Genomic DNA, 10081 nt, shown 5'->3' on the forward strand with positions numbered 1-10081 from the left:
CTGTCTTTTTGTACTGACCGATCATGATTAAGTGACACCTCTTCGAAAAAGAGAGCGCGATGAGCGATTAATATATGGCTCGAAAGACAATTATGTTGGGCTTTTATGACCGCTGTCAGAGGTATTATCTTACCCGGACGGCAACAGGGTCGGAATGTCATCAGCGGCACTGTAACAAGCTATCCGCCATCTTAAATATCTGCAGGTCCTTTCACCGAGTATGCACACCAACCGACAGAGTGATTTGACCCAAACTGGTGGATATTTTGCAAAACTATTAGCCTCTTATGACCGGTCTGCAGCCTGATATTGAGGAATTAGTGCGCTTTCATGGAATGCCTGCCGGGATCGCAAGTACGAACCCCCGGTACTGTTACACTGAATGTGCTCAGTCCTGTATCAGATTGTATTTTTCAGCAACTCAAGAACAACCCTTATTTTATCATTGTCACGTTTGTAGTACGTCCAGGGACCGATGCGCTGAGAAGTAACAAGTTGTGCCCGTTGAAGAGCTGAGAGGTAAAGAGAAACGGTAGACTGTGAGAGCCCGACCTTTTCCTGAATGATACTGACACACACACCGAACTCGTCCGCATCAGCATAAGGCTGATGGAAGTGTATTTTCGGTTCCTTGAGCATATACAGAATTTTTCTTCTAACAGGGTTTCCCAGCGCCTTAATCACGTCATTCAAATCAATATCAGGCATAAACTCTGTCACTTGTCGCATTGAGGAATTGCAATGTTACGATACTTCTCTACGTTAAGCATCAGCTTTTGAAAAGCTGATGCTCATAAGAATGGTTAGCCAAAGGCGGGATAATCTGTGTAGCCTTTTGCCGTTCCACCATACATGGTTGTTGGATCGACCGGATTCAGTGGCCATTCATGATAAAGGCGCTGCGGTAAATCCGGATTAGCTATGAACGGGCGGCCAAATCCGATAATGTCTCCCCAGCCAGCACCGATAATCCGTTCGGCTTTTTCTTGCGTATATCGCCCGGCATACATAATTACACCGCTGAATAATTTACGGACTTCAGCTCTGAATGCTTCAGGCAATTCGGGAGCATCATCCCAGTCGGCTTCAGCAAGAGAAATATAGGCTATTCCGATTTCTTCAAGAATTTTAACGGCTTCGGTATAGGTTTCATGGGGATCATCTTCCACCAGGCCAAGATAGACCCTTACTTCATCCGTGGTCTGAAAGAGCGGAGCAAAACGGACTCCCACACGGTCTTTACCGACCACATCAGCGACAGCCTGCGTCACTTCGCGCAGAAACCGCAGCCGGTTATGTAATGAGCCACCATATTCATCCTCTCTTTTGTTGCTATGGGATGACATGAACTGGTTAACCAGGTATCCATTTGCACAGTGAATTTCCACACCGTCAAAACCGGCATCAAGGGCGTTCTGAGCTGCCCCGGCGTACATCCTGACAATCTCACTAATTTCCTCTTTTTCCAGTGCGCGGGGGCAGGAAGCGGTAGCCAGCGCCCCCTCTCCCGGCCCGGTTTCGATGAATACCTTAACGTTTTCCCCTGCCGGTATCGCCGACGGAGCGACAGGCGAGGCGTTACCTGGCTGCAGGGAGTTATGGGATACTCTTCCGACATGCCAGAGCTGGGCAAAAATGATGCCTTCTTTTTCATGCACTGCCCGCGTCACTTTCTTCCAGCCTTCCACTTGCCGTGAGCTGTAGATCCCCGGGGTCCACGCATAACCCTGCCCACGAGGTTCGATTTGTGTTCCTTCGGTCACCATAAACCCGGCACTGCTGCGCTGTGCGTAATATTCAGCCATCAGTTCGTTCGGAATATCACCCGGTTGTGAGCTCCGTGAGCGGGTTAAAGGCGGAAGTACAACACGATTCTTCAGGGTGTAGGGACCTAGTCTGGTGGGAGAGAACAGGTTTTTCGTCTTCATTACATATCCTGATATAGCGAATTTTCAATATCACTGAAACGCCATGTCTCAGCATTTACGACCTGGCATGTCGTCGTTCGGCCGATGTAGCCGCAGAACCACGACACTTTATTCCACATATTGAGATTTACCAATATCTAGATTTATAAAAATTATGATCGGATGAGCGGAACGGGGGGTTGCCTGATGGCTCACAGAATCGGCATCATGAACCTAAATGGTTCTGATAATGTTATCGGAGATCCTGAACGGGAACGGTATGCGTCACGATTTTAATGACTATGTTGCATTCATGGCAGTAGCACAGGAGTGCAGTTTTTCACGGGCTGCTGTCCGCCTCGGGATTTCGGCATCCACGCTTTCACACACGATACGTCGTCTCGAGGAGCGCGTTGGCATGCCGTTACTTATGCGTACAACCAGGCGGGTGGCTGTCACCGAAGCCGGTAAACAATTATTACTGACGCTTGAACCCGGTCTTGCGCGCATTGAAGCGGGCGTGACAGCTCTTCAGAGACTGCGCCATACACCGGCTGGGCTGGTCAGACTTACGGTATCAGATCACATGATTCATGAATGTCTCTGGCCACGATTGTCACCGTTACTAAAAAAAATATTCGGATATCAAGGTGGAAATGTCGCAGCAGAACGGTTTTGTCGACATTGTTGAGGGCAATTTTGATGCCGGAGTCCGAATTGGTGATGACATATTAAAGGATATGGTGGCCGTCCGAATCGCACCGGACATACGGTTTGTCGTCATTGGATCGTCCACCTATCTTCCAGAAAGAGGTCTGCCGCTACATCCCTCTCAGCTGGAAAAACATGACTGCATCAATATACGTCTGTCACCCACAGGCCCGCTGTATGGCTGGGAATTTGTCAGGCAGGGGGAGAATATTGTGAAAAAAGTGGACGGGCAGCTTACTTTTTCAAGCATTTATCCAATGCTTCATGCAGTAAAAGATGGCTACGGCCTGGCCTACCTGCCGGAGTCTTCTGCCCTGGCGGGGATTGAGGCGGGACACTATTGTCGGGTGCTTGAGGACTGGTCAGAGGCTTTTCCCGCCGACATGATAATTCCAATAATGTCCATTACAGGCTCCGGTAAAGATAATACCGACACCTTACATGAGAAAGGCAAAAGCAATATAACCTGCTGTGCTCCGGATTTTAAGAATGAGCGGTTTACGTAGCAGGATGAGCAGTTCGAACCAGAAATTTCGTTACTATTGCTAAAGTAAAACCTGATGACCTCTAATCGTAACGGAGACCAATATGACTTCACAACTGAACTGGCAGGCCCCGGCTATCAATCGCAAAAAAGTAGGTGACATGACTGTGACCATGCTGAGTGATGGCTATCTGGACGTATCTTTTGAGCTGCTGTCTGGTATTGACGGCTCACGTGCCGAGGATTTACTGCAGAAGCGCGGTGTGCCAGCAGTACCCCGTATTAATATCAACGTCTACGTTATCCAGACGCCTGAGCGAACCATCCTGATTGACAGTGGTGCCGGAGGTATTAATGGCTGGGGCGGTCGGCTTCAGGTAGCCCTGGCCGCGGTAGGCATTGACCCGCTTCAGATTGATACCCTTCTCCTGACTCACGCGCATCCTGACCATATCGGCGGGCTTGCAGGCCCCCTGCAGACTCCCGTTTTCCGCAATGTTCAGCAGTTGTTTGTGCATGAGAAAGAACTCGCTTTCTGGCGTGATGAAACCATTTCCGCTGGCGCGCCTGACGCATTCAAGCCGTTCTTTGAAGTAGCAAGGAACGCCTTCAGCGCTTATGACGACAAACTGGTGCCATTCCGCGAGGAAGCGATTTTACCAGGTATTCAGACTGTACCGCTGTTCGGCCATACGCCAGGACATACCGGTTATCTGCTGGGTGATGAAAAAGAGTCGCTGCTCATCTGGGGTGATATTGTTCACTTCCCACACATTCAGGTTGCTCAGCCTGACGTTACTATCGCGTTCGACAGCGATCCTGCGGCGGCGGCGGCCATCCGTAGCAAAGTGCTTGACCGCGCAGCGAGCGATAACCTGGCTGTCAGTGGTATGCACTTCAACCTGCCTACTACCGGTAAGGTTATCCGTGAAGGTAACAGCTTCGCACTGAATTACGACCTGTGGTCACCCGCAGTCTGATCACCTTCCTTCCCGGTGCACACAATAGTGACCGGGAAGAGATCCCCTTTCATATCGCCCGACAAGAACCCACCTGCAATACTATGAATATCACTGCCTCACAAAAAAAATGGCTCATTACTCTTGCGCCCTGGCTTTTTGTATTCCTCTGGAGTCAGGGTTTGTCGCAGCCAAATTTACCGTGCAGTACAGCGCGCCGTTTCATCTTTTATTCCTGCGTGGCGCATTTTCCTGTCTGGTCCTTCTGCTGCTTACACTGGGGTTCAGGGCCCGTTTTCCGTCCGGCAGAGGAATGGTTCGCAACCTGATTGTCGGACTTTTCCTGCAGAGCTTCTTTCTGGGCGGATGCTTTTATGCCATCCATCGTGGCATGCCGTCAGGCATTGCGGCGCTCATCACCGGCCTGCAGCCGGTACTGACTGCAATACTGGTTTCACTCATGCACCGTCAGTCCCTGCATCCCCGGAAATGGCTGGGTATTGCGATTGGCTTTGCGGGCGTTTTCTTGGTGCTATCGCCAGGGCAGCATAGTTTTGCACTGGATCCTGTGGCTTTTGGGTCGGTCATGCTGGGGTTATTTGGCGTAACGATCGGAGCGCTTTATCAGCGCCGTGCTCAGGGAGATGGACATATCTTTGCGAACACGTTTTTACAGTACGTCACTTTGACAATATCGATGGGTGCAATTAGCCTGATGTTCGAATCTGCTCCGACGCAGTGGAGCTTATCATTTGCGCTGGGTCTGGGCTGGCTGGTTATTGGCGTATCGGTTCTGGCGATTATGTTGCTGATTTTTATGATACGAAGCGGTGAAGCAACCAAAGTCGCTACTTACTTTTACCTGGTTCCCATTCTCACGGCAGCTGAAGCGTGGTTGCTGTTTGGAGAGGCCATTACATTGCCTATGCTTGTGGGTATGGCAGTAACTATAATCGGCCTGATTTTTGTCATCCGGGAATAGACAACCGCACGCGTCGCTGTATGCTTTTGTATATGGCGACGTATAATAGCGGTCAAAGTCAAATTCCGGATGAATATGCAAACAGTCAGCTTTTCCGATTCTCCCGTTGATGATCTCCTCGCTGAGCTTCTTACCCTGGCACGCTCCCGTTTTCCACTTCCCTGCGATTGCCTTCGCGCAGAACAGACGCATCAGGTAAAGAAGTTCGAGGTGGAAGGTGCGACCCTTTCCTTCCCGCTGGAAGGAGAATTCCGGTATCGTGAAAATGAGAAATGGCACCGGGTGATCCCGGGCGAGATTATGGTCGTCCCGAATGCCCGTAGCATCGATATAGAATATGCCCCTTCAGAACAAAGTGGTGAGTTTGTCGCCCTGAGCGTGGTGCTCGCGGAGGAACAGCTTGAAGCAGCCAGGCTGTTACTTGCCGCACCACCACCACAGGACACCGGCAGCATCGCAGCCATTTCCGTATCAGCTCTTCTTTCACCCCTTAACCGCTGGACAGCCGCAATGCGGGAAGGGAAGCGTCCGCTTTCCCTGCACGCCATGGTTGAAGTGGTGCTCTGGCTTTATGGCATGGGATACCATGCTTTGCTGCGAGCCCGGCAGCCAAGTCTGGCCATGAAAATCCGTCAGATGGTAGCGGACAAACCGGCTCATCCCTGGAGTGCTGCTGAAATTGAAGATCTGACGGGACTCAGTGGCCCCACGCTTCGGCGCCACCTGGCCAGTGAGTCAACCAGCTTACGCTCAGTTATCGCCGATGCACGTATCGCGGAGGCTCTCCGCCTGCTGATGACATCGACGCTGCCGGTAAAAACGGTCGCGGGGCGGGTGGGTTACAATTCAGTATCGAGCTTCAGCAGGCAGTTTTCTGAACGCTATGGAATCGAACCTTCAGGGTTCCGCTGACTTCAGTTCGTTCAAGGTACACATTGCGTCCCTCGCACTTCAGTAACTTGCGTGGATCTTTCGAATATAACGGAAGATATTGGCCGGCATTGCGTGTAACCGGTTCAGGAGTTCTCATCGTGACGGGAGAGCTAAATCGGTACGGCTGTTGTTCTCAGCTATAAGAACAACTGAGTATCTGACCAGCTGTCTGGTGCTGGCAGCAGCATGCAGTGCAATCGGTCAGGCTCAAAGGAACTGACCTGATGTCAGGTTATAATTTCGGACACATCATAACCCCAGAAGGAGACAACTGTGGTTCATGTTTTCATTATCGGTGGTGCAGGCAAAATCGGCCAGCGTCTGTGCAGGATCCTTTCAGGAAGGGGGCATGCTGTTCGTGCCCTCTACCGTAAGCCAGAGCAGCAGGCATTGCTAGGCGAGCTGGGTGCTGAGCCCGTCAGTGGGAGCCTGACAGAGCTGGATGCAGCTGCGCTGGCGATGCACTTTGCAGGTAGTGATACAGTGGTGTTTACTGCCGGTGCCGGCGGTAAGGGGGGGCAGGAGATGACCAATGCGGTCGACGGCGAAGGGCTGAAAAAGTCGGTAGCTGCCGCCCTCAGTGCCGGTGTGTCTCGCTTTCTGCTCGTTTCTGCATTCCCGGAGTCCGCACGGGGAGAAACCACTTCTGAATCATTCGAAAATTATATGCGTGTTAAAAAAATGGCCGATGTGGAACTAGCACAAAGCGAGCTTGACTGGGTGATCCTGCGCCCCGGCGCGCTGCAGGATAAGACTGGTACGGGTTATGTACGTGCCGGCCTGGCCATCCCGTATGGTAACGTGCCCCGTGATGACGTGGCGGCTACGCTGGCTGAACTCATTGAGCAACCTGCCGTCAGCCGCGTCATCATTGAGCTGACGTCTGGCGATGCTCCTGTCCGTGAAGCCATACAGAAGCTGGCGGGCCGATAAAAGGCAGCGCACGTACCAGCAGGCTGCAGGCCCCCAGGCGTTTACAATAAACTTTCCAGCCAGTCGGTAAACGCCCGTACTTTTCGGGAGAGATGGCGGTGCGGATACAGAAGTTACAGTTTGCGATTCGGGGACGGATTATCTGGCAGAACCTCTACCAACAGCCCGCGATCGAGATAAGGCTGCAAAAAAATATTCATGCCCTGTAGTATTCCCAGCCCCGCCAGGCCTGCTGCAATGTAGGCTTCTGAGTTATCCACGACAAGCCTGCCTGGAAGTTCAATTTCGGTGGAGCCCTCTGACGTCCCGAATGTCCAGGGCATAACTTGTCTGTTGCTGCTGTTAATCCAGTTGACGGCCTGATGCTGCTGCAACTCGTCCATTGTTTCCGGGGTGCCGTGTTGATCAAGATACGCAGGACTGGCGCAGGTCGTCATTTTAACGGTTCCCACCTTCTTTGCGATATAGTCGCCATCGTCCAGCTCCCCTACCCTCAGTATGCAGTCCAGGCCATCATGCAGCATATTCCGTCGGCGGTCTGAGCTGCTCAGGATAATTTCAATTCCGGGATGCTGGCGATAAAAATCAGGCAGGTTGGGTATAACAAGTAAAGCCGCAAACGCGACAGGCATATCTATGAGCGAATAGCGGACGTCAAAATGATAGCGACAGGAAAGTTCTGCCATATTAAACATAACAACCCTTGGGCGCGCCGCCGCAGGCGCCCTCAGCACGTTTCTGCGGCCTCCCGCCTGTTTCCGGCACCTTTCCTGCCCCAACCCCTGAAAAACGCCCCTGATGATTTCTGCGCGTCTGCATGGCTATGCAGTGAGATCTGCTCTCCACCGATTAGTGCATGCAGATTTTGGAAACGTCCAATTCTGGCACGAAGCGGTCACCCCGGCGGGGTGCAGTCCGCTGTCAGCGAAAACGGACATTGAGCCAATCAAATAATCTGTGCCAGAATTTGTCATTGAGGCTAGTACTTTCGAGTAGATCTATTTCCCGCCCGTACTCTTAAACTCATCTATCTCATCCTTCTACGACTTATTACCGGGAATATAAAACCCCGCCGAAGCGGGTTTGGTAATTTGAGTTTTTCTCAGGCGGCCATCTTTCTGCATTGTTCGGCGCAGTGATGACAAGCGCTTGAGCAATCCTGACAATGGTCATGTTCATGCTTTCCACACTCGTCACCGCACTTCTGACAAACATCAGCGCAAAGACGGCAAAGATCCTGGGCAGACCCGCTATTTAGTGTCATGAATTGAGCTGCAAGACGGCAGATATTTGCACACTGCATATCCAGTTTTATGCACTCGCGCATCATCTCCAGATTCTCTTCGTCGAGACACGAAGCCGCACAGTTATCACATGCCGTTGCACATAGATAACAGGCTTCGATGCATTTTTTGTATTCGTCTAACATAATTTCTCCTTAGCTAAGGTTACGTATTAAGCATGGAAGAGATAACTGATTATTCAAATTTTGAATTAGTTAATAACCTTTTCAGCATTTCATATCATTGATTCAAAGTGCATCTCTAGGGTTACCTAATTCACCTATGTCTACTTCTGGCACAATGCAGAAATGAGATAGATTTACTTTATCCGCTTCTCGCTCAAAGCTGTCCGTAATCCCCTGCCTGCTTAAAAAAACCGGATTAACGTGTGATGTTTTTACGTTTTCCAGGCAGCCTTCATCGGTAAGTACCTGTCTTACAGACTTCAATGCACTTAGTTAAGAAACATCCTAATCGTCCTTTCGCCGATCGCGAGATCTGTTATGGCAGCTAAACTCGATTGATACCCCAATCCGCCGGGCAGCATTTCCTTTCCGCACGCAAGAAGGAGAAGATCATGAAAGCAGTAATTTACAACGGTCCTTATGATGTAAAAGTAAAAGACGTACCGGATGCGAAAATTGTCCGCCCCACGGATGTACTCGTCCGCATCACCACCACCAACATTTGTGGGTCGGACTTGCACATGTATGAGGGCCGGACCAGCTTTGAACAGGGACGGATTCTGGGTCACGAAAACCTGGGTGAAGTGGTCGAAATTGGCTCAGGCGTTGAACGTATTAAGGTGGGCGACTATGTTTGTCTGCCGTTTAACGTGGGATGTGGTTTTTGCGAAAACTGTGAAAAAGGTCTGACCGGCTTTTGTCTCACTACCAATCCGGGTTCGGCAGGCGCAGCTTATGGTTTTGCTGAAATGGGTCCCTGGGAGGGGGGGCAGGCGGAACTGCTTCGGGTGCCATTTGCCGACTTTAACTGCCTTGTTCTTCCCCCTGATGCGGCAGAAAAAGAAGATGATTATGTGATGCTCTCTGACATTTTTCCTACCGGCTGGCATGCAACAGAACTTGCCGGATTGAAGCCTGGTGAAAGCGTGGCCATTTATGGCGCGGGGCCGGTCGGTTTGATGGCAGCTCATTCGGCGATCATTAAAGGTGCTTCACAGGTGTTTGTGGTTGATACGCACACAGACCGGTTGGCTCTGGCTGAAAAAATGGGGGCGACGGGCATCAATGCTACTGGCGATGAAGCTGTACAAAAAATTCTCGACCTGACGGATGGACGCGGTACGGATTGTGGCTGCGAATGTGTTGGCTATCAGTGCTGTAACAAACATGGCCATGAAGATAACTCTGTCACCATGAACAGTCTTGTTGCGTCGACGAAAGCAACCGGGGGAATTGGTGTGGTTGGCGTCTTTATTCCTCAGGATCCGGGGGCTGAATCGGAGCTTGCCAGAGAGGGTAAGATGCCATTTGATTTTGGGAGTTTCTGGTTTAAAGGACAGGCAATCCGTACCGGCCAGGCGAACGTTAAGGCCTATAACCGTCAGCTGTCTCGCCTCATCCATCACGATAAAGCCAGTCCGGGCAAAATAATTTCTCATCGTCTTTCGCTTGAAGAGGCTCCTGCCGGATATAAGCACTTCGATGAGCGGGATGAAGGATGGACGAAGGTTATCCTTAAGCCTTAAATAGAGTTATCCGGTATGAGAAAGCAAAAACCGGGAAAGAATGTATGACTTTTGACAGGGTGCAATAAAATATCCTGTCAGGGCGTTATTATTCATACTTTCAGCTGCCAGGTGATGCTGCCAACTTACTGATTTAGTGTATGATGGTGTTTTTGAGGTGCTCCAGTGGCTTCTGTTT

The 10081-nt window shown here is 50.8% G+C and carries 10 protein-coding genes and 1 pseudogene; 7 read left to right on the forward strand and 4 right to left on the reverse strand.

All coding sequences use genetic code 11. The features are described from left to right. Positions 1-399: 399 nt before the first annotated feature. Positions 400-708, reverse strand: coding sequence for a helix-turn-helix transcriptional regulator (locus INF61_RS01450; RefSeq protein WP_032622084.1), 309 nt, complete (start codon positions 706-708; stop codon positions 400-402). Positions 709-803: 95 nt separating this feature from the next. Next, complete coding sequence (locus INF61_RS01455) at positions 804-1928, reverse strand: alkene reductase (protein WP_017384063.1); 1125 nt, start codon at positions 1926-1928, stop codon at positions 804-806. A gap of 259 nt (positions 1929-2187) precedes the next feature. Between INF61_RS01455 and INF61_RS23080 the strand changes: the two genes are divergently transcribed. The 6 genes from INF61_RS23080 to INF61_RS01485 all read left to right on the forward strand — a co-directional run bounded on the left by INF61_RS23080 (position 2188) and on the right by INF61_RS01485 (position 6909). Beyond that, complete coding sequence (locus INF61_RS23080; protein ID WP_157698488.1) at positions 2188-2598, forward strand: LysR family transcriptional regulator; 411 nt, start codon at positions 2188-2190, stop codon at positions 2596-2598. Then, positions 2552-3124, forward strand: a complete 573-nt coding sequence (locus tag INF61_RS01465; protein WP_255354090.1) for a LysR substrate-binding domain-containing protein — start codon at positions 2552-2554, stop codon at positions 3122-3124. Before INF61_RS23080 ends, INF61_RS01465 begins: the two co-directional genes overlap by 47 nt. An 82-nt stretch (positions 3125-3206) precedes the next feature. Beyond that, positions 3207-4082, forward strand: a complete 876-nt coding sequence (locus INF61_RS01470; protein ID WP_023295441.1) for an MBL fold metallo-hydrolase — start codon at positions 3207-3209, stop codon at positions 4080-4082. Positions 4083-4191: 109 nt separating this feature from the next. Further along, positions 4192-5043: a DMT family transporter gene (locus INF61_RS01475; protein WP_007897905.1), complete on the forward strand. Its 852-nt coding sequence runs from the start codon at positions 4192-4194 to the stop codon at positions 5041-5043. 75 nt (positions 5044-5118) lie between these two features. After that, positions 5119-5955 (forward strand): helix-turn-helix transcriptional regulator, encoded by an 837-nt coding sequence (locus INF61_RS01480; protein ID WP_017384067.1) that lies wholly within the window; start codon positions 5119-5121, stop codon positions 5953-5955. A 294-nt stretch (positions 5956-6249) separates the two neighbouring features. Continuing rightward, entirely contained in the window at positions 6250-6909 is a 660-nt protein-coding gene (locus INF61_RS01485; protein WP_007897903.1) for an SDR family oxidoreductase, read from the forward strand. Positions 6910-6950: 41 nt separating this feature from the next. Here the strand turns inward: INF61_RS01485 and INF61_RS01490 are convergent. Both INF61_RS01490 and INF61_RS01495 read right to left on the reverse strand, forming a co-directional pair. Next, a pseudogene (locus INF61_RS01490) lies at positions 6951-7547 on the reverse strand (LysR substrate-binding domain-containing protein); the annotation flags it as partial. 464 nt (positions 7548-8011) lie between these two features. Continuing rightward, positions 8012-8338, reverse strand: a complete 327-nt coding sequence (locus tag INF61_RS01495) for a four-helix bundle copper-binding protein (protein WP_022649401.1) — start codon at positions 8336-8338, stop codon at positions 8012-8014. Positions 8339-8769: 431 nt separating this feature from the next. On the opposite strand from INF61_RS01495, the gene INF61_RS01500 reads away from it, so the two are divergent. Next, positions 8770-9903, forward strand: coding sequence for a glutathione-independent formaldehyde dehydrogenase (locus INF61_RS01500; RefSeq protein WP_017384068.1), 1134 nt, complete (start codon positions 8770-8772; stop codon positions 9901-9903). Positions 9904-10081 lie beyond the last annotated feature (178 nt).

This window comes from Enterobacter cloacae complex sp. P18RS (genome assembly GCF_014982105.1).
GTDB lineage: Bacteria > Pseudomonadota > Gammaproteobacteria > Enterobacterales > Enterobacteriaceae > Enterobacter > Enterobacter hormaechei_C.

What these genes read in the sequence shown, in the direction of transcription:
- INF61_RS01470 (WP_023295441.1), top strand. Translation starts at nt 3,207, where the DNA reads ATGACTTCACAACTGAACTGGCAGGCCCCGGCTATCAATCGCAAAAAA.
- INF61_RS01495 (WP_022649401.1), bottom strand. Translation starts at nt 8,338, where the DNA reads ATGTTAGACGAATACAAAAAATGCATCGAAGCCTGTTATCTATGTGCA.
- INF61_RS01480 (WP_017384067.1), top strand. Translation starts at nt 5,119, where the DNA reads ATGCAAACAGTCAGCTTTTCCGATTCTCCCGTTGATGATCTCCTCGCT.
- INF61_RS01450 (WP_032622084.1), bottom strand. Translation starts at nt 708, where the DNA reads ATGCCTGATATTGATTTGAATGACGTGATTAAGGCGCTGGGAAACCCT.
- INF61_RS01500 (WP_017384068.1), top strand. Translation starts at nt 8,770, where the DNA reads ATGAAAGCAGTAATTTACAACGGTCCTTATGATGTAAAAGTAAAAGAC.
- INF61_RS23080 (WP_157698488.1), top strand. Translation starts at nt 2,188, where the DNA reads ATGCGTCACGATTTTAATGACTATGTTGCATTCATGGCAGTAGCACAG.
- INF61_RS01455 (WP_017384063.1), bottom strand. Translation starts at nt 1,928, where the DNA reads ATGAAGACGAAAAACCTGTTCTCTCCCACCAGACTAGGTCCCTACACC.
- INF61_RS01475 (WP_007897905.1), top strand. Translation starts at nt 4,192, where the DNA reads ATGGCTCATTACTCTTGCGCCCTGGCTTTTTGTATTCCTCTGGAGTCA.